Origin of the sequence: Diaphorobacter sp. HDW4A (genome assembly GCF_011305995.1) — a bacterium.
Taxonomy (GTDB): domain Bacteria; phylum Pseudomonadota; class Gammaproteobacteria; order Burkholderiales; family Burkholderiaceae_C; genus Diaphorobacter_A.
This window is the reverse complement of record NZ_CP049910.1, coordinates 191,867-214,712: the sequence shown is the minus strand read 5'-3', so window position 1 is coordinate 214,712 and position 22,846 is coordinate 191,867. Positions and strand designations below refer to the sequence as shown.

21 protein-coding genes are annotated in these 22,846 nt (G+C 62.6%); 6 read left to right on the top strand and 15 right to left on the bottom strand.

All coding sequences use genetic code 11. From position 1 onward, the window contains the following. Window positions 1-14 precede the first annotated feature (14 nt). Window positions 15-764, top strand: coding sequence for a LytTR family DNA-binding domain-containing protein (locus G7047_RS00980; protein WP_166299867.1), 750 nt, complete (start codon window positions 15-17; stop codon window positions 762-764). A gap of 16 nt (window positions 765-780) precedes the next feature. Here the strand turns inward: G7047_RS00980 and G7047_RS00975 are convergent, their stop codons facing one another. The 6 genes from G7047_RS00975 to G7047_RS00950 all read right to left on the bottom strand — a co-directional run bounded on the left by G7047_RS00975 (window position 781) and on the right by G7047_RS00950 (window position 6,504). Then, on the bottom strand, window positions 781-1,632 hold the full coding sequence (locus G7047_RS00975) for a ZIP family metal transporter (protein ID WP_166299865.1): 852 nt from the start codon (window positions 1,630-1,632) through the stop codon (window positions 781-783). Between the two features lie 343 nt (window positions 1,633-1,975). After that, window positions 1,976-2,872, bottom strand: coding sequence for a dienelactone hydrolase family protein (locus G7047_RS00970; RefSeq protein WP_166299863.1), 897 nt, complete (start codon window positions 2,870-2,872; stop codon window positions 1,976-1,978). 91 nt (window positions 2,873-2,963) lie between these two features. Continuing rightward, a complete protein-coding gene (locus G7047_RS00965) occupies window positions 2,964-4,043 on the bottom strand; it encodes a hypothetical protein (RefSeq protein ID WP_166299861.1) in 1,080 nt (359 codons plus the stop codon). Window positions 4,044-4,118: 75 nt separating this feature from the next. Then, window positions 4,119-4,646 carry a carboxymuconolactone decarboxylase family protein gene (locus G7047_RS00960; RefSeq protein ID WP_166299859.1) on the bottom strand — a complete coding sequence of 176 codons (528 nt, stop codon included), beginning with the start codon at window positions 4,644-4,646 and terminating at the stop codon, window positions 4,119-4,121. A gap of 48 nt (window positions 4,647-4,694) precedes the next feature. Continuing rightward, on the bottom strand, window positions 4,695-5,666 hold the full coding sequence (locus G7047_RS00955; RefSeq protein WP_166299857.1) for a tripartite tricarboxylate transporter substrate binding protein: 972 nt from the start codon (window positions 5,664-5,666) through the stop codon (window positions 4,695-4,697). A 43-nt stretch (window positions 5,667-5,709) separates the two neighbouring features. Then, a complete protein-coding gene (locus G7047_RS00950) occupies window positions 5,710-6,504 on the bottom strand; it encodes an SDR family NAD(P)-dependent oxidoreductase (RefSeq protein ID WP_240939330.1) in 795 nt (264 codons plus the stop codon). Window positions 6,505-6,599: 95 nt separating this feature from the next. On the opposite strand from G7047_RS00950, the gene G7047_RS00945 reads away from it, so the two are divergent. Beyond that, window positions 6,600-7,532, top strand: coding sequence for a LysR family transcriptional regulator (locus G7047_RS00945; RefSeq protein WP_166299855.1), 933 nt, complete (start codon window positions 6,600-6,602; stop codon window positions 7,530-7,532). A 54-nt stretch (window positions 7,533-7,586) separates the two neighbouring features. Here G7047_RS00945 and polA read toward each other — a convergent pair whose 3' ends face one another. Then, window positions 7,587-10,394 carry a DNA polymerase I gene (gene polA / locus G7047_RS00940; protein ID WP_166299853.1) on the bottom strand — a complete coding sequence of 936 codons (2,808 nt, stop codon included), beginning with the start codon at window positions 10,392-10,394 and terminating at the stop codon, window positions 7,587-7,589. Window positions 10,395-10,506: 112 nt separating this feature from the next. Here polA and G7047_RS00935 point away from each other — a divergent pair, with 112 nt between their 5' ends. The 3 genes from G7047_RS00935 (at window position 10,507) to G7047_RS00925 (ending at window position 13,041) form a co-directional block, all read left to right on the top strand. Beyond that, entirely contained in the window at window positions 10,507-10,896 is a 390-nt protein-coding gene (locus tag G7047_RS00935; RefSeq protein ID WP_166299851.1) for a hypothetical protein, read from the top strand. Window positions 10,897-11,046: 150 nt separating this feature from the next. Continuing rightward, a complete protein-coding gene (locus tag G7047_RS00930; RefSeq protein ID WP_166299849.1) occupies window positions 11,047-11,997 on the top strand; it encodes a homoserine kinase in 951 nt (316 codons plus the stop codon). A 231-nt stretch (window positions 11,998-12,228) separates the two neighbouring features. Then, window positions 12,229-13,041 (top strand): BPSS1780 family membrane protein, encoded by an 813-nt coding sequence (locus tag G7047_RS00925; protein WP_166299847.1) that lies wholly within the window; start codon window positions 12,229-12,231, stop codon window positions 13,039-13,041. Window positions 13,042-13,106: 65 nt separating this feature from the next. Here the strand turns inward: G7047_RS00925 and G7047_RS00920 are convergent, their stop codons facing one another. The 8 genes from G7047_RS00920 to G7047_RS00885 form a co-directional block, all read right to left on the bottom strand. Then, window positions 13,107-13,907 carry an SDR family oxidoreductase gene (locus G7047_RS00920; RefSeq protein WP_166299845.1) on the bottom strand — a complete coding sequence of 267 codons (801 nt, stop codon included), beginning with the start codon at window positions 13,905-13,907 and terminating at the stop codon, window positions 13,107-13,109. 31 nt (window positions 13,908-13,938) lie between these two features. Continuing rightward, the gene (locus G7047_RS00915; RefSeq protein ID WP_166299843.1) at window positions 13,939-14,904 is read right to left on the bottom strand and encodes a DMT family transporter; all 966 of its coding nucleotides are present in this window, start codon (window positions 14,902-14,904) and stop codon (window positions 13,939-13,941) included. Window positions 14,905-15,265: 361 nt separating this feature from the next. Beyond that, a complete protein-coding gene (locus G7047_RS00910; protein WP_166299841.1) occupies window positions 15,266-16,777 on the bottom strand; it encodes a tripartite tricarboxylate transporter permease in 1,512 nt (503 codons plus the stop codon). A gap of 16 nt (window positions 16,778-16,793) precedes the next feature. Next, window positions 16,794-17,282 (bottom strand): tripartite tricarboxylate transporter TctB family protein, encoded by a 489-nt coding sequence (locus tag G7047_RS00905; protein ID WP_166299839.1) that lies wholly within the window; start codon window positions 17,280-17,282, stop codon window positions 16,794-16,796. Window positions 17,283-17,625: 343 nt separating this feature from the next. Continuing rightward, window positions 17,626-19,419, bottom strand: a complete 1,794-nt coding sequence (locus tag G7047_RS00900) for a GspE/PulE family protein (protein WP_166299837.1) — start codon at window positions 19,417-19,419, stop codon at window positions 17,626-17,628. Between the two features lie 51 nt (window positions 19,420-19,470). After that, entirely contained in the window at window positions 19,471-20,274 is an 804-nt protein-coding gene (locus tag G7047_RS00895) for a spermidine synthase (protein ID WP_166299835.1), read from the bottom strand. After that, a complete protein-coding gene (locus G7047_RS00890) occupies window positions 20,261-20,797 on the bottom strand; it encodes a DNA-deoxyinosine glycosylase (RefSeq protein WP_166299833.1) in 537 nt (178 codons plus the stop codon). Before G7047_RS00890 ends, G7047_RS00895 begins: the two co-directional genes overlap by 14 nt. Beyond that, window positions 20,794-21,654, bottom strand: a complete 861-nt coding sequence (locus tag G7047_RS00885) for a TatD family hydrolase (protein WP_166311798.1) — start codon at window positions 21,652-21,654, stop codon at window positions 20,794-20,796. The genes G7047_RS00890 and G7047_RS00885 overlap by 4 nt, the downstream gene beginning before the upstream one ends. 260 nt (window positions 21,655-21,914) lie before the next feature. Between G7047_RS00885 and G7047_RS00880 the strand changes: the two genes are divergently transcribed. Beyond that, window positions 21,915-22,844, top strand: coding sequence for a S1C family serine protease (locus G7047_RS00880; protein ID WP_166299831.1), 930 nt, complete (start codon window positions 21,915-21,917; stop codon window positions 22,842-22,844). Window positions 22,845-22,846: the final 2 nt, after the last annotated feature.

The window sequence follows — 22,846 nt, the reverse complement described above, 5'->3', positions numbered from 1 at the left end:
AACCCTCGAGCGGAATGAACATCCTGATCGTCGACGATGAAGCGCTGGCCCGCAGCCGGCTTCGCACGCTGCTGTCCGACTGCCAAGCCGACTACACCGTACAGGAGGCCGCACACGCCGGCGAGGCCCTGACCGTGCTGCAGCAGCGCACGGGCGCGGGCATTGATCTGGTGCTGCTCGACATCCACATGCCCGGTCAGGACGGCCTGTCGCTCGCGCAGACCATCCAGCAAATGCCCAGCCCGCCCGCCATCGTCTTCGTGACGGCGCATGTGGACCATGCGGTCAGCGCGTTCGAACTCGATGTGGCGGACTATCTCACCAAGCCCGTGCGTCTCGCGCGACTGCAGCAGGCCCTTGCCAAGGTGCAGCGCCTGCCGCGCGCGCAGACGCAGGCAGCGACGGTGTCTGTGCAGGACAACGAGGCCTCCATCGTCATTCAGGAGCGCGGCCGCACGGTGCGCATACCGATGACCGAGGTGCTGTATCTGAAGGCCGAGCAGAAATACGTGACCGTTCGTACCTTCGCGCGCAGCTACATTCTGGACGGATCGCTGTCGGAGCTTGAAGCACGCTACGCCGAGCATTTCATGCGCGTGCACCGCAGCATGCTGGTCGCGCGCCGGGCGCTGCGTTCACTTGAAAAACATTACGACGCCGAGGAAGGCGAAGGCTGGGCCGTACGCCTGCAAGGCTTGGCTGAGCTGCTGCCCGTCTCGCGCAGGCAGGTGACTGCCGTGCGCGAGGCGCTCACCCTGCGGTGAGGATGCACTTTTCAACTCAGTGAACGTGAGCAGCCTTGCTCACGAGGGTCACAATCAGAATTCCCGCCACGAGCCAGGCGATCTGCGCAAAGGTCTGAGCCGCCGAGAGGCGCTTTTGCAGTTGCGGAATCAAATCGGCCAGCGCCACATAGATGAAGCTGGCGGATGCGATCACCAGCAAGTACATCAGGCCATCGTGCAGTTGGTTGAGCAGGAAATAGCCCGCAAGGCCACCCAGCGCGGTCACCGCACCAGCCAGTGACACCTTGATCAGCGCAACGCGGCGATCGACACTGCCCCGACTCATCACCACCAGATCGCCGATATGGTGCGGCACCTCGTGCGCCAGCACCGACACGGCCGCGACGATGCCCAGCCGCATGTCGGCCATGAAGGCCGAGGCGATCAGCACGCCGTCTCCAAAGCAGTGAACGCTGTCGCCGGTGAGGATGGACCAGCCTCCGCCCTGTTTGCCGTGCGTATGTGCATGCCCATGTTCATGATGCTCATGCTCATGCTCATGGTCGTGGGCATGGTCATGCTTGTGAGCACCCGCTTCGTTGCGATGCGCATCGTAGTGCTCATGCCCGTGATGCCAGAGCTCGGCCTTGTCGAGCAGAAAGAAAAACACCAGCCCCACCAGCAGAATCGGGAACAGTTCGTGCGCATGCGCATGGCTTTCCTCGAAGGCCTCGGGCAGCAGATGCATGAAGGCGGTAGCCAGCAAGGCCCCGGCAGCCAGACTCAGCAGATGCTGCGTTCCCACGCGATTTCCATTGCCCAGACCAAAGCGCATCAACAACGCGGCGATCCAGACACTCCCAATGCCAGCAGCCAGTGTGGCAGTCAAAATTGCTATTAATTGCATAGCTTCTTCCCGCAGGCAGGCAGCACCTGCATGGTTTATTTCGTCAACAAAAAAAGCCCCGTAGGGCTTGAGGCAACGCTGAACAAGTCACTCGCGTTCCGCGCATCTCCGATTCGGGCGATCTGCGGCGTTGCAAATGCTCGCAATAGCGGTAGCTATTGCTGCGCTTTGCGCCTTGCAGCCCATCCCGACTCGGAGCGCGCAAAACACGGTGACTTATTCAACGTCGCCGTGTTCCTCCTGCCTGGCTGCACGCTGGCTGAGCGGGGACGCCACCAAAAGGCACATTGTCCTCGTTTTGGCAGACCCCGACAGCGGCTGGGAGATCGTTGAAAGAAAGCGATCAACTCACCCCGTGCGTCTTGAACCACGCCAGTGCGCGCTTCCAGCCATCCTCGGCCGCCTCCTTGCGGAAGCTGGCGCGGTAGTCGGCGTGGAAAGCATGCGGTGCATCCGGGTAGATCACGAACTCGGATGCCTTGGCGGCAGAAGAGCCCTCTTTGAGAGCTGCTTTCATCTTATCAATCGTGTCAAGGGGGATGCCGCCATCTTTTTCGCCATACAGCCCCAGCACCGGCGCCTTGAGGATTGGCGCAAGATCCACCGGGTGCTTGGGCGTATTCTGCGTGGCGTCGCCCACAAGGCGCCCGTACCACGCCACCCCCGCCTTGACCGGGCCATGCGCCGAATAGAGCCAGGTGATGCGGCCGCCCCAGCAGAAGCCGGTGATGCCTAGCTTGCCGATGTCGCCACCGTTCGCCCCGGCCCATTTCACGGTCGCGTCGAGATCGCCCATGACCTGCGCATCGGGTACCTTGGAGATCACCTCACTCTGGATCTTGGCGATCTCGCCGTATGACATCGGATCGCCCTGGCGCGCGAACAGGTCTGGCGCAATTGCCATGTAGCCCTCCCTGGCGAGGCGGCGGCAGGTGTCGGCGATGTAGTCGTGCACGCCAAAGATCTCTGAGATCACCAGAATCACCGGCGCGTTCTTCTTGTCCTTGGGCACCGCTCGGTAGGCGTTGACCTGAAAGCCGTTGACCTCGTAATGCACATCACCCACGGTGAGGCCCTCGGCCGAGGTCTTCATCGCCGTCTGCGCACAGACCGGCACCACCGCCGCCGCATAACCCGCACCCAGCGCCACTTTCAGCGCCGTGCGGCGCGATGCGCCCGATTCGTTGGATTGGCCGGGCAAAAGCGAATCGAAATCGCGTTTCATGTCGTCATGCTTCATGCGCTATCTCCTGTGGATGATGTAGGTGGCGAATGCCATGGGAATCAGTCTACATGGACGGATGGACACACCGGGCGTTGGCCCCGTGAATTCAGGCGGTTTCGGTGAAGGTTCCGCCTCCGCCCCACGATGCCGGATCGGGACTCCAGCGCGTGCCTCCAACATCTTGTCCATCCTGCACATCGAACAGCGCCTTCACCAACTCGCCCAGATCCACCCCAAGCGCCTGCCGCGCCGCCGCATCGCCGCCATCGCGCGCATCGGCCGCATTCGCAAAACGCACGAACTGCGGCCAGTCGGCGGACAGATGCCTGACCAGCAATTGCGCCAGATCGTAGGACAACATATTGCCCTCATCGGGGCGTTGGAACGAGTAGCCTGTCCAGAACTCCTGGATCGTGCGTGTGTTCCAGAACTTGCGGTGCATGGCATCGCGCTGCTTGGCCGTATGCCGGTGGCGCTGCCCGCCGCTCAGGTGCTCCTCGGTATTCACCGCAAGGCCTTCGTTGAGCCACAGCGGAATCGACAGATGCATGAGACTGCCATGCGTGAGTTCGTGCACGATGGTCGGCTCGATGTCCTTGAGATCATCCGCCTTGCGCGTCACGAAATGCCCGCAGCCATCGTTGATGAACATGCCGCCGCTGAACGCGAATTCGCCCTCCTGCGGGTAGTAGCGCGAGACATAGTCGTAGTAGGTCTCCTCGTCATCGAAGACCAGCAGAATGTCGTAGCCACTGCCCCCGGGCTCCTCAGCCACACCATCGAGCACTGTGACGATACGCTGCTGCGCCGCGTTGATGAACTGCGCTGCAGCCACCGCCACCACCCCCTCCAGACTCGACAGCACAATCGCACTGCCTCGCCGCACCAGCCGGTAATGCGAGCCAAGCGCTGCACGCAGATGCACCAACCACGCAACCTCGATCTCACCCCAGACCCGATCGCACTCACCCGCATCGAAGATCTCGGCAGCCCACTCCCGCACCGCATCCCAGTCCGGCACAGGCAGGCCCTGTTCGACGATCAGCAACTCTTCGAAATCGAGCGGCTGCACGCCTGCGGCTTCGATGAATCGTGGCAGTTCGGCTGGACTGTCGGTCACTGCCTTGTCGGTGGTTTGCGTCGACGCTGCAGATGGCAGTAGCCGGCCAAGCAATTTCTGGAACATGAAATCAGGCGACGATGCGCGTTGAAAGCAGGAGGAATTCTTGGCATCGTATCAATCCGCCGACCACCTTGTTCGTCAGCGCGCGTCGTGCGAATGTATCTGCAGCGCCTCCAAAAACCGCGACACCATGTTGTAGGCCGCCACGGTGGCTGTCAGTTCCACCATCTGCTGCTGCGCAAAATGGCTGGATACGGCGGCGAACACATCGTCCGGCACCTGCACGTCGCGCGTCATCGCATCCGTATAGGCGAGCACCGCGCGCTCCAAGTCGCTGAACAGTGCTGCATGCGCGGGCCAGTCGACAAGCGCGTCCAACTGCGCCTGCGTCATGCCTTCCTTGAGCGCGATGGGGGCGTGCTGATCGGCTTCGTAGGGGGCGCGGTTGAGATGGGCGACGCGCATGATCACCATCTCGCGCAGGGCCCCGTCGAGCGTCGACTTCTGGCGGATGGCGGTCAGGTAGTTGAGCCAACCTTCCGCGACCGATGGGCTGTTGAGCAGCATCTGATAGAGGTGCAGGATACTGCCGCGCTCGGCGACGATGCGATCGGCCAGCGGCTTGACGGCGGGGTTGGCAGGATCGGCATAGGGAATACGGGCCATGGTTCCGGTGTGTCCTTGAACAAAATGAATGAATAAAAAAAATGGTGATCAATCGCTGGTGACGATCTTGCGCTTGACCAGATCGGCCATCACGTCGGAGTCCTTGCGCACGCGTGCGGTGAAGACCTCGGGCGCGCTGGCCACCACGTCGAACGCGTTCTCCGCAAACTTCTTCGCCACCTGCGGATCGTGCATGGTGTCTTGCGTCGCCTTGAGCAGCTTCGCGCGCACATCGCCGGGCATGCCCGGCGGCGCGACGATGCCGATCCAGGTGGGGAATTCAAAGCCGGGAATCAGTTCGTTCATCGCGGGCACATCGGGCAACAGAGCCGAGCGCTTGGGCGAGCTCACCGCCAGCGCGCGCAGCTTGCCCGCCTTGATCTGCGGATTCATCACCGACAGCCCCGCGAACGCGTAGTCGACATGGCCGCCGAGCAGGTCGGTGAGCAACGGGGCGGCGCCTTTGTAAGGCACATGCTCGGTCTTGAGACCTTTGGCGATGGAGAGCTGCGCGCTGTTCACATGCCCCGCTGATGCCGTGCCCGCCGAGGCGTAGGACGCTTTCGGGTTGGCCTTGAGGTAAGCGACCAGTTCATCGAAATTCTTCGCTGGCATCTCGTTGCGCACGACCAGCACCTGCGGCGTGGTGACGAGCAGGCTCAGGTAGTCGAAATCCTTGAAGGTGTCGAACGGCAGGTTCTTCACCGTGTGATGGTTCACCGCCTGTGAGTCGAGCGCCAGCATCAGCGTGTAGCCATCGGGCTTGGCGCGGTGCAGTTCGCCCGCGCCGAGCGAGCCGCTCGCACCGGGTTTGTTCTCGATGACGATGGACTGGCCGAGCTTCTCGCCGAGCGTGTTGCCGATGATGCGGGCTGTCTGGTCCACCGCCCCGCCGGGGGCGAACGGCACGATGAGACGAATCGGCTGGCTGGGATAGGTCTGCGCCCATGCGGTCGGTGCGCCCGCGCAGGCGAGAGCCATGCAGGCTGCGGCAAGCCAGTGGCGGCGTTTCAATGTCATGTGCTTGTCTCCTTGTCGTTGTGATTTGAGTTGCGGTGGCGAATCAGCGCGTTGCGGCAACGAGGCCACCGTCGACCACGATCTCGGTGCCGGTCACGTAGCGGCTCTCGTCCGATGCGAGGAACAGCGCCGCATGCGCCGTGTCCCAGCCGGTGCCCATGTGCTTCATCGGCACCTGGTTGTTGCGGGTGTTGATGAAGCCTTCGGTATCGCCCTTGGCGTATTTGGCAGCCAGACCTTCAAGCAGCGGCGTATGCATCAGCCCCGGCACCACGCTGTTCAAACGGATGCCTTCGGGTGCATGGATCACGGCAGTGGTGTGTGTGAAATGCAGCAACCCCGCCTTGGCCGCCGCGTAGGCCACCTGCGGCTTGCCGATGTAGCGCAGGCCTGCGACGGACGCCACGTTGACGATGGCGCCGCCGCCCTGCGCGCGCATGTGCGGGATCACGTATTTGCAGCAGAGGAACGCGCTTTTCAGGTTCACCTGCATCTGCGCGTCCCACACCGCCTCGTCCATGTCCACCGGCCCACCGGGCTGCGACAGGCCCACGTTGTTGACCAGAATGTCGATGCGGCCAAAGCGCGCCATGCAGGCCTGCACCGTCTTTGCCACCTGATCGGAGCGGGTGGAATCGCAGGCCTCGACATGCGCCTGCCCGCCCTCCTCGGTGATGATGCGCCGCGTCTCCTCGGCGTTCGCGAGCACGAGGTCCGTGCCGAACACCTTCGCGCCCTGCCGCGCAAACAGCACCGCCGTCGCGCGCCCATTGCCCCAGCCGTCGGCCACCGCGCCGCAGCCCATCACCAATGCCACCTTGCCCGTGAGATCCAGCACCTTGTCGTCTCCTTGTGTTTTGTCGATCAGGCATCGTAGGCAAACGGTATTTATTTTTGAAATTCTTTCTGTCTATCCATTTATAGAATGAAGGCATGAATATCTCGCCACGCCAACTGCGCATGTTTCTCGCCCTGAGCGAGTCACTGAATTTCAGCAAGACCGCCGAGCAGCTGTTCATCACCCAGCCCTCGCTCAGCAAGACTATCCGCGATCTGGAGGATGCCCTCGGCGTGACGCTGTTCGAGCGCACGACGCGCAGCGTGCAGCTCACCGACAGCGGCAGGCAGCTCGCGACCGTCGCGCGCACGGTGATCGGCGAATATGACGCGGGCCTGCTGCGTATGCAGAACGCCGCCGAGCGCGAGGCGCAGCAGTTGCGCATCGCCTCCCTGCCCTCGCTCGCCAACGTGATGTTGCCGCAGGTCTGTGCACAACTCGAAGCCCGCCGCAATGCCCCGCGCATCACCATTCACGACTGCTCCAACAGCGCAAGCATCGAGCGCGTGCTGAACTACCTGGTGGACTTCGCGCTCGCTTCGGTCGCGCCATCGCATCCCGAGCTGCAATACGAGGAAATCCTGCGCGACCGCTTCGTGCTGCTGTCCTGCGGTGCATGGCGAAAACGCATTGCCGACGAGGTGAAGCTCGACGATCTGCTCCAACTCCCCGTGATCAGCATGACCGACGCGAGCACCGCGATGCGCTACATCAGCGCCGCGTTTCTGCAGCGCGGCGTGGAGTTCCGGCCCAAGATGCAGCTCGATCAGGTGGGCACGATTGCGGGATTCGTGAAGGAAGGCACGGGCGTGGCGGTGCTGCCGTATCTGGGCATGATGCCGATGGTGAGCTTAAAAGGGATGAAAATCTCGTCGATCACCGACGGGCCATTGCGCTCGGTGGGAGTGGTGACGCGCAGGCAGAGCAGTCTGTCCACGATTGCGGACGAGGCCATTGCCGAAGTGCGCGGGGTGGCGACGCAACTACGGGAAATGCATGCCGAGTGGCTGCTGCCACCCCGCATTTGAACAACGTGGAAAACCGTTCCGCCCACCAACACTGACGGGCGAAACGATTGGCGCTCAGTGCGCCTTCTCCCAGTTCGGCCCGAACCCCACTTCCGCGAGCAGCGGCACCTTGAGCTTCGCGATGTCGGCCATCAGGCGCGGCACCTCGGTGCGCACCCATTCGACTTCCGATTCGGGCAGCTCGAACACCAGTTCGTCGTGCACCTGCATGATCATCAAGATACCAGGCTTCTTCGCCTCCAGCTCCTTCTGCACCGCAACCATCGCCATCTTGATGAGGTCGGCGGCCGTGCCCTGCATGGGCGCGTTGATCGCTGCGCGCTCGGCACCGGCGCGGCGCGGGCCATTCGGGGAGTTGATCTCGGGGAGATACAGGCGGCGACCGAACACAGTCTCCACATAGCCCTGCGACTTGGCCTGCAGTTTGGTCTCGTCCATGTACTGCTTCACGCCGGGGTAGCGCTGGAAATACTTGTCGATGTAAGCCGCTGCGGCCTTGGTCTCGATACCGAGATTCTTGGCAAGGCCAAAGCTGCTCATGCCGTAGATGAGGCCGAAGTTGATGACCTTGGCATAGCGGCGCTGCTCGCTCGTGACCTGATCGACGCTGACGCCGAACACCTCGGCGGCGGTCGCCTTGTGCACGTCAATACCGTCGTGAAAGGCGCGCAGCAGCGATTCGTCGCCACTGATGTGGGCCATGATGCGCAACTCGATCTGGCTGTAATCGGCGCTGGCGATCACACGGCCCTCGGGCGCAACGAAGGCCTCTCGCACGCGGCGGCCTTCGGCAGTGCGCACGGGAATGTTCTGCAGATTCGGATCATTGCTCGACAGGCGCCCGGTCACCGCCACGGCCTGCGCGTAGTGCGTGTGCACGCGGCCCTTGGCGTCAGCAAGTTGCGCGATCTTGTCGGTGTAGGTGCCCTTCAACTTGCTGAGACTGCGGTGCTCGAGCAGCTTGGCGGGCAGCGGGTAGTCTTCGGCAAGTTTTTCAAGCACTTCTTCATCGGTCGAGCGCGCGCCGGTGGCGGTCTTCTTCACGACCGGCATGCCGAGCTTGTCGAAGAAGATTTCACCGAGTTGCTTGGGGCTGGCCAGATTGAACGGCTGACCCGCGATCTCATAAGCTTCGGACTCGAGCTGCACGATGCGCTGGCCGAGGTCGTGGCTCTGCTTGGCCAGTTCCGCCGCGTCGATCAGCACGCCGTTGCGCTCGATGCGGAACAGCACTTCGCTGGTCTGCATTTCCAGCTCGTAGATGCCGCGCAGCTTGTCGTTGGCTTCGAGCTGCGGCCAGAGCACGTTGTGCACATCGAGCGTCTGGTCCGAGTCTTCGCACGAATACGCTGCGGCCTTTTCCACAGGCACCTGCGAGAACGGAATCTGCTTGGCGCCCTTGCCGCACAGGTCTTCATACGTGATGCCGCTGCGGCCCGTATGGCGATCGGCCAGGCTCGACAGACCATGTGGCTTGTGCACTTCGAGCACATAGCTCTCCAGCATCGTGTCGTGCAGATAACCACGCACGTCGATGCCTTCGTTGGCGAACACGTGGCGGTCGTATTTGATGTGCTGGCCGAGCTTCTTCTTGGCCTCGTCTTCCAGCCAGGGCTTGAGCTTGGCGAGCACCAGATCGAGCGGCAGCTGCTCGGGCGCGTCGGGGCCGTCATGGGCCACCGGCACATAGGCCGCGTTGCCGGGCTCCACGCTGAAGCTGATACCGACGATGCGCGCCTGCTGCTCGTCGAGCGAGGTGGTTTCGGTGTCGATGGCGGTGAGCTTGGCGGCGTCGATCTTCGCGATCCAGCGGTCGAGTTCAGCCTCGGTCAGCAGCGTTTCGTAGACCACGTCGCGGTGCTGGGCCTGCACCGCGATTTCGGTGGTGATGGCGTCTTCGGTCGAGAACAGATCGTTCTGCCCGTCATCGGCTGCCTGCTTGGCTTGCTTGGTTTGAGCCGCGGGCTTGTCCACTGCACCAAGCGAGCGCGCGAGGCCCTTGAAGCCGTATTTTTCGTAGAACGGCTGCAGTTGCACACCATCAGGTTCGCCGAGCGTGATGGCATCGAGCGCCGGAAGGCCGGAGATGTAGTCATCCAGTTCACAGTCGGTCTTCATCGTGACCAGCTGGCGGCTGAGTGCGAGCTGGCCGGAGGCGATGGCATCGCGCAGGTTCTGCCCCGCCACGCCCTTGATGTCCGCGGCGTTCTCGACGAGCTTGTCGAGCGAGCCGTATTCGAGCAGCCACTTGGACGCTGTCTTGGGGCCCACCTTGGTGACGCCGGGCACGTTGTCCACGGTGTCGCCGACCAGCGCCTGAAAGTCGACCATCAACGAGGGCAGCACGCCGAATTCTTCGGTCACGCCGGCTACGTCGCGCTTCTTGCCGTTCATGGTGTCGATGATGGTGATGCGCTCGTTGACCAACTGCGACAGATCCTTGTCGCCGCTCGAGACCACCACGTCGATGCCCTGCTCGGCAGCGATGCGCGCGAGCGTGGCGATCACGTCGTCGGCCTCGACCTTGGGCACCGCCACGACCTTCCAGCCCAGCATGCGCACCACGTCGTGGATCGGGTCGATCTGCGAGCGCAGGTCGTCGGGCATGGGCGCGCGCTGCGCCTTGTATTCGGTATAGATCTCGTCGCGGAAGGTCGGGCCGCTCGCGTCGAACACGCAGACCGCGTAGTCGGCTGCCACTTCTTTGCGCAGCGCCTGCATCATGTTGATCATGCCGCGAATCGCGCCGGTGGCCGCGCTCGTCGGGTCGCCCGGCACGGCACGCAAGTCAGGCATGGCGTGGAAGGCGCGATAAAGGTAGCTGGAACCATCAACCAGCACCAGTGTCTTGGAATTGCTCATGCCGCCATTGTGCCGCGCTGAGGCTGTCCGATGCTGGGCCGGGTTGAGCCTGCACAGCCACAGCGGCACAAAAAATGACAAATCGGTGAGTGAGCGCTCTACAATTGCACCCATGCGCGCCGCCAAAGTTACCTCCATCGCCCTGCTGCTGACCATTCTGGCCAGCGGTTCCGTCCTTGCCCAGCCCCCGTCTGCGGCCCCCGCCCAGCTCACCCCTGAGCAGGTGGAGCTGCTCTCCAAACAGGAGGCGCAAGAGCAACAGGCGGAAGGCCGCAAGAACCAGCGCATCGAGCGCATCACGGTTGAAGACGGCGGCAGCCGCGTTGACGAACTGCGCGTGGGCGGTCAGACCAAGAGCATCACGGTCAAGCCTAAGTCCGCCGAAGGCGGCATCCCCGAATACGAGGTGACTCCCAATAACGGCGTGCGCGACGCAGGCCCGAGCAAGGCCGGTGCCGACTCGTTCCAGGCGCCCCGCGTCTGGACGCTCCGCAAGTTTTGATTCCGCTTCAGAACGACAAATACCGTTGCCCGGCAGTCAGATTTGACCGACTGCCTGCACAATAGCGGGTTTTGCGCGATGCAGGCGGGCCTTCGGGCCCAACGTTCCAGCCTCGCGGTTTCTTCATCCCATTTGTATTCCTGCTGATCCATGGCCGTCTTCACCGAAGTCTCCAACAAAGAGGCGCGCGAACTGCTGCGCCGGTTGCAACTGGGCACGTTGAAGGAGCTGCGCGGCATCGAAGGCGGCATCGAAAACACCAACTACTTTCTCACCTCGGATCAGGGCGAATACGTGCTCACGCTGTTCGAGCGCCTTACCGCCGAACAACTGCCGTTCTACCTGCACCTGATGAAGCATCTGGCGCACGGCGGCGTTCCGGTGCCCGATCCTGCGGCCAACAAGAGCGGCGACATCCTGCACAGCGTGGCGGGCAAGCCCGCCGCCGTGGTCAACAAGCTGCGCGGCAAAAGCCAGCTCGCGCCCGAGGCCGTGCATTGCGCCGCCGTGGGCGCGACGCTTGCGCGCATGCATCTGGCAGGCCGCGACTACGATCGCATCCAACCCAATCTGCGCAGCCTGCCCTGGTGGAATGAGACCGTGCCGGTGGTTCTGCCCCACATCGGCGATGCGCAAAAGGTGCTGCTGCAGTCCGAGCTGGCCTACCAGAACCACATCGCCCAATCGTCGGAATACGCCGCCCTGCCGCGCGGCCCGGTGCATGCCGACCTGTTCCGCGACAACGTGATGTTTGACGGCGAGGAACTCACCGGCTTCTTCGACTTCTACTTCGCGGGCGTGGACACTTGGCTGTTCGACCTCTCCGTCTGCCTGAACGACTGGTGCATCGACCTGCCCACCGGCGTGCACGATGCCGTGCGCGCAAAGGCCATGCTCGACGCCTACCAGACCGTGCGCCCACTCACCGCCGCCGAGCGCACACTGCTGCCCGCGATGCTGCGTGCGGGAGCGCTGCGCTTCTGGATCTCGCGTCTGTGGGACTTCTACTTGCCGCGCGAGGCCTCGATGCTCAAGCCGCACGACCCCACACATTTCGAGCGCGTGCTGCGCGAGCGCATCGCCCATCCGATCGTTCCGTGACACCCCCTGAGTCGCTTCGCGCCCTCGCCTGGACCGTGCCAGTTTCATTCGCCCCTGAAGCGCTTGGCACCTGAGGCAAGAAATCCACCATAGCCCTGAATTGCCACGGGGCGTGGCGACTTGGGGTACAGTCCCTGCCTGAACGTGCCCACTGGTCGCCAACGTTCCTCCGGCGACCCCGAGCCACCGTCATGACATGGCCCAGATGCACGCACACATCCACGTCTTCCCATGAAACTGCATATTGTTCCGGCTCGCACTGGCGTTGATTGGGTTCGTCAGGGCATCCGCGTCTTCTGGCGCCAGCCGCTGGCGCTTACCCTGTTGTTCTTCACGACCACGGCGGCGATGTCACTGCTGTCCGTGCTGCCCCTGATCGGCCCAGCCATCGCGCTCGCGCTTTTACCCGCAGCCACGCTGGTGATGATGGAGGCGGCGGCCGAAACCAGCCTCGGCCGCATCCCCACGCCCGCGCTCATCCTCCACGCCTTTCGCACCGGCCGCCAGCGCCTGGCCGCGCTCGCCGTGCTGGGCGGCATCTACGCACTGCTCTTCTTGGTGATCATCGGCCTGGCATCCATCGCAGATGGTGGTCAGTTCGCGCGTGTGTATTTCGGCATCGAGCCGCTCACGCAGGAGGTCGCGACAAGTGGCGGCTTCGTCATTGCCACCTGGATCGTGATGGGGCTGTACGTGCCGCTGTCCATGCTGTTCTGGCATGCCCCCGGCTTGGTTCACTGGCATAACGTGCCACCTGTGAAGGCACTGTTCTTCAGCGCGGTGGCCTGCGCCCGCAACATCGGTGCGTTCACCATCTTCAGCATCGTGTGGTTCGGCGTGTTCATCGGCGCAGGCATCGTGGTGAGCCTCGTGGTCACGCTGCTGGCCGTCGCTGGCCTCGGCAACGCCATCGTTGCCGCCATGATGATTGCCTCCGCGCTGGTGCTGGCCTCGATGTTCTTCACCTCCATCGTCTTCACCTTCCGCGACAACTTCGAGCCACCGGAACGGCCAGCGACACAGAACACCGAGTTCGTCGACTGAGTTTCAGAAGCAAAACGCCCGACACATGTTCGGGCGTTTTTCAAGGCGCATTGATCCGGTGGAGATCAGAACGTGCCCGGGTACAGGCCGCCATCAGCCAGGATGTTCTGGCCCGTGATGTAGCCCCCATGCGCGCTGCACAGAAACGCGCAGATCGCGCCGAACTCCTCGGGCGTGCCGAAGCGCTTGGCGGGCACCTGCGCGGACGCCATCGCGCGCGCCTCGTCCTGCGACTTGCCGGTCTTCTGCGCGGCAGCGTTGATCGTGGAGGCGAGACGGTCGGTGTCGAACTTGCCTGGCAGCAGGTTGTTGATCGTCACGCCCTTGCCCGCAATGGGGCTGCGCGCCAGACCCGCCACAAAGCCCGTCAGGCCGCTGCGCGCGCCATTGGACAGGCCCAGAATGTCGATGGGCGCCTTCACCGCGCTGGAGGTGATGTTGACGATGCGCCCGAAGCCGCGCGCCGCCATGCCGTCCACGGTGGTCTTGATCATCTCGATGGGCGTGAGCATATTGGCGTCCACCGCCTTGATCCACGCGTCGCGATCCCAGCTGCGGAAGTCACCGGTCGGCGGGCCGCCCGCGTTGGTCACGACGATATCGAAATCTACGCCCGGGCCACCGACGGCGGAAAACGCGGCATCGCGGCCAGCCTGCGTGGTGATGTCCGCAGCCACGGCGATCACCCTCACGCCATGCATGGCGCGCGTGCGCAGCCGCTCGGCCGCCGCCTCGATGGCATCTGCCGTGCGTGCCACGACAACCACGTTCACGCCTTCGGCCACCAGCGCGTCGGCGCAGCCAAAGCCAAGCCCCTTGCTCGCTCCCGACACCAGCGCGAAGCGCCCTGCAATACCCAGATCCATGTTGATTTCTCCTGATGATTCCAGCGGAATACTAGCCGCTGCCACGCACACCTGCGCGTGTGAAAACAAATATCCCGGCAATCACCAGCACCGTACCCAGCGCAATACCGGTGGTGAACGGTTCGTCGAGCAACCACACGCCCATAAGCACCGTCGACAGCGGCCCGATCAGGCCCATCTGCGACACCATCGCCGAGCCGATGCGCTCGATCGCCATCATCGTGAGCAGCACTGGCACCACCGTGCAGAGCACTGCGTTGAGCACCGACAGCCAGATCACTTGCGGCGCCACGGCAAACGCTGCCGACATGGGCCTGAGCAACAGAAACTGAAGAATGCAGCAGATGCAGGCCACCGAAGTCGCCAGCCCCACCAACCGAAGCGACCCGATCCGTCGCACCATCTCCCCGCTGTACACCAGATAGATCGCATAGCTGATGGCCGAAAGGAACACGAGGAATACACCCCAGACCACACTGCTGCCCGAGACCTTCACCTCCTGCCCGAACACCGCAAGCACGCCCACATAGCTGATGAACATGCCGAAGGCCTGCACCTTGGTGATGCTGCGCCGGTAGAGAAACCAACTGAGCACAACCACCAGCGTCGGCGTGAGATACAGAATCAGCCGCTCCAGCCCCGCCGTGATATAGGCCAGCCCCGCAAAGTCCAGAAAACTCGCAAGGTAGTAGCCTGACACGCCCAGCCCGATGACCCCAAGCCAGTCCCGCCGCATAAGCTGCGGTTTGCCCCGGCTCGCCCACGCCGCCATCACCACGAAGAACGGCAACGCAAACAGCATCCGGAACATGATCAGGGTGACCGCATCCACCCCATGCCGATAAGCCAGTTTGACGATGATGGCCTTGCCACTGAACGCAATCGCGCCCACCATGCCCAGCGCAATGCCAACGGCCAGGCCTTTGGCGGGCGCGGCGGAATGAGAGGAGGAAGAAACGGAAGTCACGGAAAAAGTAATAGCTGGGTTGCAACCCATTATGAGTGCCCAGACATGAACGCCCCGTCCGCAGAGCGACAACCCAGCCATCGTGAACCAGAACAGCACAATTTGAATGTCTTCGGATCCCCATCGTAGCGGGCCAAAGACGCATTCAAAGCACCCCGATCAAGCACCCAAACGCCGAGAAATGCTTTCAGGCTAGGCGTCGCCGACGAAGACAGTACTTCCGTACGGCAAGAAGGCGCAACAACGCATGAAAGCATTTCTCGGCGCCCCCGCACGGATAACTAGTCGCTGCTAAAGGCAGCGTAAAACAAACAAGACAAACGAGACAAGCAAGAAAAAACCCCGGTCTTGCGACCGGGGTTTTCAAGGGAGAGATCGCGTAATCACTCCATCAGTCTTCCACGAAGGCTTCCTCACGCTTCTTGCTCACGGCCGGCAACAGCACAATGATCAGCAGCAGCAAAGCGGCAGCCAGCAGGCCGGCGGAGATCGGACGTGTCACGAACACGCTCCAGTCACCACGCGACAGCAGCAGCGCACGGCGCAGGTTTTCTTCCATCATCGGGCCCAGGATGTAACCCAGCAGCAGAGGCGCAGGTTCCACGCCCAGCTTGTAGAACATGTAGCCGATGAAACCGAACAGACCCACAAGCCACACGTCAAACGTGTTGTTGTTGGTGGAGTACACGCCGATCGCGCAGAACAGCACGATGGACGGGAACAGCCAGCGGTAAGGCACGGTCAGCAGCTTGATCCAGATACCGATCAGCGGCAGGTTCAGAATGATCAGCATCGCGTTGCCGATCCACATCGAAGCGATCAGGCCCCAGAACAGTTCCGGGTTGCTGGTCATCACCTGAGGACCAGGCTGGATGTTGTGGATCGTCATCGCACCAACCATCAGCGCCATCACGGCGTTGGGCGGAATGCCGAGTGTCAGCAAAGGAATGAACGAAGTCTGCGAACCGGCGTTGTTGGCGGATTCAGGCGAAGCCACACCGCGGATATTGCCTTGGCCGAACGGAACTTCACCGGGCTTGAGCTTGGTCTTCTTTTCCACCGTGTAGGCAGCAAAAGCCGCCAGCAGCGCGCCGCCACCAGGCAGGATACCCAGAGCAGAACCCAGAGCCGTACCACGGATCACCGCAGGCAGCATGCGCTTGAAGTCTTCCTTGGTCGGGAACAGACCCTCCACCTTGGCGGTGAACACTTCGCGTTCGTCGTCCGACTTGGACAGGTTGGCAATGATTTCACCGTAACCGAACACACCCATCGCAATCACGACAAAGTTGATGCCGTCGGTCAGTTCAGGAATGTCGAAGGAGTAACGTGCCACACCGGAGTTCACGTCGGTACCGACCAGACCCAGCAGCAGGCCCAGAACGATCATGCCAACCGCCTTGAGCAGCGAGCCCGAAGCCAGCACCACGGCGCCGATCAGACCCAGCACCATCAGCGAGAAGTATTCAGCAGGGCCGAACTTGAAGGCCACTTCGGTCAGCGGAGGAGCGAAGGCTGCCAGAATCAACGTACCCACGCAACCGGCGAAGAACGAGCCCAGACCAGCGGCTGCCAGTGCGGGCCCCGCTCGCCCTTTTCGGGCCATCTGGTAGCCGTCGATCACGGTCACCACGGAAGACGATTCGCCTGGCAGATTCACCAGAATGGCAGTGGTCGAACCACCGTATTGCGCGCCGTAGTAAATACCGGCCAGCATGATCAGCGCAGCCACGGGTGGCAGCGCGTAAGTTGCAGGCAGCAGCATGGCGATAGTGGCCACGGGGCCCACGCCTGGCAGCACGCCGATCAGAGTACCGAGCAAACAGCCGATGAAGCAGTAGATCAGGTTCTGGAAAGTGAATGCGACGCCGAAGCCCGTCGACAAGTTATGTATCAGGTCCATGTTCTAGTGTCTCCAATCAACCTGCGATGAAGCTAGGCCACACAGGGAATTGCAGGTTGAGCGCCCACACGAACGCCACATAGCTGCCAGCAGCCAGCACCGTTGCAAGAAGGAACACTTCCTTGAAATTGAAGGTGCTGCCAGCCAAACTGGAGACGAACACCAGACCGTAGATGGCAACGATCAGCCCCATCGCCGGCACACCAAAGGACGGCAGACCTGCGAGCAGGATACCGAACAGCAGGTTGGCGCCGATGATGAAGACGATCTGCTTCCAGGCCCACTTGCCGACCTTGTCGCCGCCTTCAGTTTCCACAACCGTGGACTTGAACATGACGGCGCCACCGATGATGGCCAGCAAAATACCCAGCAACAAGGGGAAATAGCCCGGGCCCATACGGGCACCCGATCCCACGCTGTAAGTGGTCGCGCCCCATGCGAACGCAACACCTACGGCCAGGAACATCAGGCCGGCAAAGAAATCTTTCTGACTCTTTATTTTCACAAACAAGTCTCCCGAGAAAAGGATAACGACCCGCGGATTGTCAGTTGCGTGTCAGTCCAAATCGATGTGGATTCCACCTACAGCCAGATACAAGTTTTCCCTAAGAGACAAGCGGCTTGCGAGCGTGTTGCCTCTTGAAATAAGCTACGTAATAACACGCAGATCTCACTCGAAGGAGGGCGACATCGACAAGTACGTTGACGAATCACTCAAACCTTTGCGAACCGCAGATTCGGCGGGTCTGCGCTCGGATTTGCGAAAGAGTCGATTGCGAAAAAACAAACGCCGTGTTGGTTTTATCAACACGGCGTTCTTATTGCATTCTTTCGCGGCCTCGCTGGACTCACTCCAAAGGCGGTGTAGCCGCAATGACCTCTTCCATCGTCGTCACGCCCTCGGCCGCACGCATTGCACCCGCAAGCCGCAACGGCCGCATGCCATCCTTTACGCCCTGACGCCGGATTCGGTCGATGGACGGAGACTGATTGACCTGATCCTTGAGCTCCTCACTCACAGTCAGCAGTTCATACAGACCCATCCGGCCACGGAAGCCCGTCATCCGGCATTCGAGGCAGCCCACGGGTTTGTAGGCGCGGTATTCGCCATTGAACTTCCAGGGCTTGATGACCTCCGCCAGTGCTTCGGGCAAGGCCTCTTCGTCCGGCGCCTTGCACTCCTTGCACAGCGTGCGCACCAGTCGCTGAGCCAGCACGCCGAGCAGGGTCGCGTTGATGAGATAAGGCGCCACGCCCAGCTCCATCAAGCGCGAGACGGCGCTCGGCGCATCGTTGGTGTGCAGTGTCGAAAAGACAAGGTGCCCCGTGAGCGCCGCCTGCACCGCCATTTCAGCGGTTTCCAGATCGCGGATTTCGCCGACCATGATGATGTCGGGGTCCTGACGCATCAGCGCGCGCAGGCCTTCGGCGAAGTTGAAGTCGAGCTGCGACTGCACCTGCGTCTGGTTGAAAGACGCCTCGATCATTTCGATCGGGTCTTCGACCGTGCTCACATTCACCTCTTCCGTTGCGATGCGTTTGAGCGTGGAGTACAGCGTCGTCGTCTTGCCCGAGCCCGTGGGCCCGGTCACCAGAATGATGCCGTGGGGGCGCCGCACCAGCGTCTCCCAGCGCTGCGCATCGTGCGGCGGAAAACCGAGCGCGCTCAGGTCCTTGACGGTGTTGTCGGGGTCGAAAATCCGCATCACCATTTTTTCGCCAAATGCCGTGGGCAGCGTCGACAGACGCATTTCCACTTCGTCACCGCTCGGGTTGCGGGTCTTGATGCGACCGTCCTGCGGACGGCGCTTTTCGACTACGTCCATGCGACCGAGCAGCTTCACGCGCGCGACCATGGCGTTGAGCACGCTCATCGGCATCTGGTAGACCACATGTAGCACACCGTCGATACGGAACCGGATCACGCCCTGCTCGCGGCGCGGCTCCAAGTGAATGTCACTGGCACGCTGGTCAAAGGCGTATTGCCAGAGCCAGTCCACCACGCGCACCACGCCCTGGTCGTTGGCGTCGAGCTGCTTGTTGGCCTTGCCCAGCTCCACCAGTTGCTCGAAGTTGCCGCTGGCGGCGTTGCCCCCGGCCTTCTGCGCCTGCCAGACCGATTTGGCCAGCGCGAAGAACTCAGCCGTGTAGCGCTTGATGTCTTCGGGATTGGCCATCACCCGCTTGACCTTGCGGCGCGATTGGCGCTCGACCTCGCCCACCCAGTCGCTGATGAATGGCTCCGCCGTCGCCACCGTGATCTCGAGATTCGAGGCCTGCACCGGCAGTATCTTGTGGCGCTCCGCGTAGCTCACGCTCATCGCCTCGGACACGCGGCCCACATCGACCTTGAGCGGGTCAATGCGCAGATACGGCAAGTCACTGTGCTGCGCCACGTATTCGGTAAGCATGTAGGTGTCGAGCGGCTTGCCGTCACTGGAGCGCACCATGCCCACATTGCCCAGACGCACCAGCGGATGCTGCACGCTCTCCGCACGCGAACAGCGCTCGATGGTGCGCTCGGCCGTCTCGGCATCGATCACGCCCTCCCTGCGCAGCCACTTGACGATCGTGCGCCAGTCCAGCGGACCTTCATGTTTGCTGCGTATTGGCGTTCCGGTTGCGCCTGCTGTCGTGCTCATGTTCCGCTCTCTTTCCCTGTTCTTTTGGATGTGCGCATTGATACCCGTCCCTCACGCGCGCTCAGGCTCAGTCTTCACCGGCTTGAACACACGCAGCCACTTGGGCGCGGGCAGGTCCCAGCGGGTCTTCGCTTCCTCGGCTCTGGCCATCAGCTCTGCGCGCGTCGGGCGGGTGGGCGTGCGCTGCGCGAGCACGATGGTATTGCCTTCGCGCGTGGGCTTGAAGGCCCAGAGTGCCTCTTCGCCAAAGGCCTCGGCAAGCTTGGCCACACTGCTTTCGTAACTCGACGAGCGACCAAACAAGTTCACCGTCAGCACGCCATCGTCGGTGAGCAGCGCGCGGCAGTCCTTGTAGAACTCGGCGCTGTCGAGCACCGGGGCCGCCGCGTCGTGGTCGTACAGATCAACGGCCAGCGCATCCACCGTGCCCAGCCATTGGTCGTTGCGGATTTCCAGTGCCGCATCGCCGAGCACGACTTCGAGCTTGGCGCTGTCGGGCGGCAGCTTGAACCATGAACGGCAGACGCTGATGACCTGCGGATTGAGCTCGACGACCGTGCTCTTCATGCGCAGCTTCTTCACGCAGAACTTGGTGATCGCGCCCGCCCCCAGCCCCAGCTGCATCGCGTGGCGACGCGACACACGCTCGGGCTCGACGAACAGCAGCCAGGCCATCATGCGCTGCACATATTCAAGATCGATGTCGAACGGGGCTGCCATCTTCATCGATCCCTGCACCCAAGGCGTGCCCAGATGCAGATAGCGCGCGACGCCATCGTCGGAGACGCTCACTTCGGGCAGTGAGGTTGCAGCGGTTTGTTTTTTTCGGGTAGTCAACTCTTCACACCAATCCATGGGATGCCAGCGCCTCGCGCCAGGCATTCAGTTTCTTTTCAAAGCTCTGAGACGCATTGGCCGGACTCGTGGACGGCAAACGCAGCGACGCGATTCTGTCATCGTCGTGTAAAGACATGCTCCGGCGCACCGCCTTCGCGTGGCGAAAGCTCTCCCCGCCATTGTGGGCGATGGCAGACAGTTGCGGGAGCTGCTTTTGCAGCGCAGCAAAATCATTCACCTGCGCATTGCGGATGTCAGTGTCGAGGCTGCCCTCTCGCTCGCAGGCCGCATACACGTCCCAGACACCGAGGCGCCGCTCCAGCAGCCACCGGCAGCGCGCGGCATAGTCGGCGCGGTCGGGCAGCGGATACTCGGGCCAGAGCGCCGCCAGGATCTTCCAGAAATGATTCTGCGGATGACCGTAATACTGCGCTGCCCGAAGCGATGCCACGCCCGGAAAGCTGCCGAGCACCAGCACCCGGGTCTCGGACGCCACCAGCGGCGGCAAGCCGGTGAGCAGCGGCGGTGCGGAATCTGTCATGGACGCGCCTCCAGCAAGGCCTTGAGCCGTGGCAGAGCAGCCGCCGCGTTGGCGCTGCTGATCCTCGCCAGCTCGTTCACATCGATGCCGCGCAGCCCTGCCAGCACCGCGCCGATTCTTGGCAGCTCCGCCGGCGTATTGCGCGCCTGCGGTACGCCCGCTTCGCGCTGTTCGGCCGTGACGTAGAGCCAGTGCGGGGGGATGTCTGGCGCATCGGTTTCGAGCACCAGCGCGTCGAGCGGCAGTTGCTCCGCCAGGCGCCGCAGCTGCAGTGCCCGCTCAAACGTCAGCGCGCCGCCAAAGCCGAGCTTGAATCCCATCGCGACGAAGGCCTCGGCCTGCTGCAGACTTCCGTTGAACGCGTGCGCGATGCCGCCCTGCACCGGTACCTCGCGCAAATGTTTGAGCAGCCGGTCGGCGGAGCGGCGCACATGCAGGATCACAGGCAAATCGAAGCGCCGCGCCAGTTGCAGTTGCGCGCGGTAGAAATGCTCCTGTCGTGCCGGATCAAGCCCCGGTAAGAAAAAATCAAGCCCGATCTCGCCAATCGCCACCAGCCGGGCGTCGCTCCGTGCCTCGTTCAGCGCTTCATCGAGCGCGGCCAGATCGCCCTCCGCAGCGCGCGGCGTGTAGAGCGGATGAATTCCGAGCGCATAACTGTCGCTCCAGCGGTGAGCTGCCTCGCGCGAGGCCTGCCAATTGTTGCGCTCGACGGCCGGGATCACGCAATGCGCCACCCCGGCGATGCGGGCGCTCGCACGCATGGCATCTGCATCGGCCTGCCCACCATGGGTGACAAATTCGTCCAGATGACAGTGGGTGTCGATCCAGAACGGTGAGGGTTGTGCGGTCTGCATGACAGGATGATGCCGCAGATCGGAACGCACCGACGGCAAACGGGCTACCCGCCAGATTGCCAGCCGGATCACCGACGCCATGATGTGAACCTGCGCAACATCGGTCAACTCCTTGTAAGACGAAATCCAATTCGGTGTGCGCGGCCTGGTAAACCGTGCTACTGTGGCTCTCAAGCCATTGAGGAACTCTCTTTAACCGCTTTGAAGGAGGCTCCGCGCCACAGCACGCTTGACGCAGAGGTCTCCAGCAAAGGTGCCGTATGCCCCGGATCGCCCGTTACAGCAGCTCACGCCGCGACCCTGTCCCCGCCGCCGAGGACACGCCGCTGACCGCTGGTGCAAGCACGGTGGATGAGGCACCGCATCAAGCCGAGCCTGCATCCCCTCCTCCCACGTCTCGCCGTCGCCTGCATGTCGCTTGGCTTCTGCTGATTTTCGTGCTCTCGATGAACGCGGGCGTGCTGGGCTTCTGGGCCTACGATCAGAAACATCGTGCACCGCAGCAAATCACACAGAAGGACATAGACGCGGCCGTCCTGCGCACGCTGCAGACACAAACCCTGCCCTCGCCCACCGCCAAGGCCGCCGCCAAAATCGCGCCGTCGGTCGTCCATGTGGTGGGCTACACCCGCACCAAGCGCGGCACCGAGATCGAGCGCGGCGAAGGCACGGGCGTCGTGGTGGTGGACACCGGTGTCATCCTCACCAATCTGCATGTGATCAATGGTGCGCGCCGCATCGCGGTGCAGTTCGCGGACGGCAGCACCTCCAATGCCGAAGTCATCAACGTGCAGCCCGAGAACGACCTTGCGGTGCTCAAGGCTACCGAGGCCCCCGACGACCTGCAGGCCGCCACCATGCGCTCCACCGAGGGGTTGAACGCGGGTGATCAGGTGATCGCCGTCGGCTTTCCGTTCGGCATCGGGCCGTCGGTGTCGGCTGGCGTGCTCTCGGGCTTCAAGCGGGAATTCCAGTCGCCCGAAGGCAAGCAGAGATTGCGCAATCTGATTCAGTTCGACGCCGCAGCCAACCCCGGCAACTCCGGTGGCCCGCTCGTCACCATGGACGGCGAGGTCATCGGCATCGTCACCGCGATTCTCAACCCGACCGCATCACGCACCTCGCTCGGCATCGGGTTTGCCGTGCCCATCGAGAACGCCGCCAAGGCGCTCGGCTCGCCCCCTTTCTGAAC

What these genes read in the sequence shown, in the direction of transcription:
- G7047_RS00930 (WP_166299849.1), top strand. Translation starts at nt 11,047, where the DNA reads ATGGCCGTCTTCACCGAAGTCTCCAACAAAGAGGCGCGCGAACTGCTG.
- G7047_RS00885 (WP_166311798.1), bottom strand. Translation starts at nt 21,654, where the DNA reads ATGCAGACCGCACAACCCTCACCGTTCTGGATCGACACCCACTGTCAT.
- G7047_RS00965 (WP_166299861.1), bottom strand. Translation starts at nt 4,043, where the DNA reads ATGTTCCAGAAATTGCTTGGCCGGCTACTGCCATCTGCAGCGTCGACG.
- G7047_RS00960 (WP_166299859.1), bottom strand. Translation starts at nt 4,646, where the DNA reads ATGGCCCGTATTCCCTATGCCGATCCTGCCAACCCCGCCGTCAAGCCG.
- G7047_RS00920 (WP_166299845.1), bottom strand. Translation starts at nt 13,907, where the DNA reads ATGGATCTGGGTATTGCAGGGCGCTTCGCGCTGGTGTCGGGAGCGAGC.
- G7047_RS00900 (WP_166299837.1), bottom strand. Translation starts at nt 19,419, where the DNA reads ATGAGCACGACAGCAGGCGCAACCGGAACGCCAATACGCAGCAAACAT.
- G7047_RS00945 (WP_166299855.1), top strand. Translation starts at nt 6,600, where the DNA reads ATGAATATCTCGCCACGCCAACTGCGCATGTTTCTCGCCCTGAGCGAG.
- G7047_RS00925 (WP_166299847.1), top strand. Translation starts at nt 12,229, where the DNA reads ATGAAACTGCATATTGTTCCGGCTCGCACTGGCGTTGATTGGGTTCGT.
- G7047_RS00910 (WP_166299841.1), bottom strand. Translation starts at nt 16,777, where the DNA reads ATGGACCTGATACATAACTTGTCGACGGGCTTCGGCGTCGCATTCACT.
- G7047_RS00980 (WP_166299867.1), top strand. Translation starts at nt 15, where the DNA reads ATGAACATCCTGATCGTCGACGATGAAGCGCTGGCCCGCAGCCGGCTT.
- G7047_RS00935 (WP_166299851.1), top strand. Translation starts at nt 10,507, where the DNA reads ATGCGCGCCGCCAAAGTTACCTCCATCGCCCTGCTGCTGACCATTCTG.
- G7047_RS00955 (WP_166299857.1), bottom strand. Translation starts at nt 5,666, where the DNA reads ATGACATTGAAACGCCGCCACTGGCTTGCCGCAGCCTGCATGGCTCTC.
- G7047_RS00895 (WP_166299835.1), bottom strand. Translation starts at nt 20,274, where the DNA reads ATGGATTGGTGTGAAGAGTTGACTACCCGAAAAAAACAAACCGCTGCA.
- G7047_RS00880 (WP_166299831.1), top strand. Translation starts at nt 21,915, where the DNA reads ATGCCCCGGATCGCCCGTTACAGCAGCTCACGCCGCGACCCTGTCCCC.
- G7047_RS00915 (WP_166299843.1), bottom strand. Translation starts at nt 14,904, where the DNA reads ATGGGTTGCAACCCAGCTATTACTTTTTCCGTGACTTCCGTTTCTTCC.
- G7047_RS00970 (WP_166299863.1), bottom strand. Translation starts at nt 2,872, where the DNA reads ATGAAGCATGACGACATGAAACGCGATTTCGATTCGCTTTTGCCCGGC.
- G7047_RS00975 (WP_166299865.1), bottom strand. Translation starts at nt 1,632, where the DNA reads ATGCAATTAATAGCAATTTTGACTGCCACACTGGCTGCTGGCATTGGG.
- G7047_RS00890 (WP_166299833.1), bottom strand. Translation starts at nt 20,797, where the DNA reads ATGACAGATTCCGCACCGCCGCTGCTCACCGGCTTGCCGCCGCTGGTG.
- polA (WP_166299853.1), bottom strand. Translation starts at nt 10,394, where the DNA reads ATGAGCAATTCCAAGACACTGGTGCTGGTTGATGGTTCCAGCTACCTT.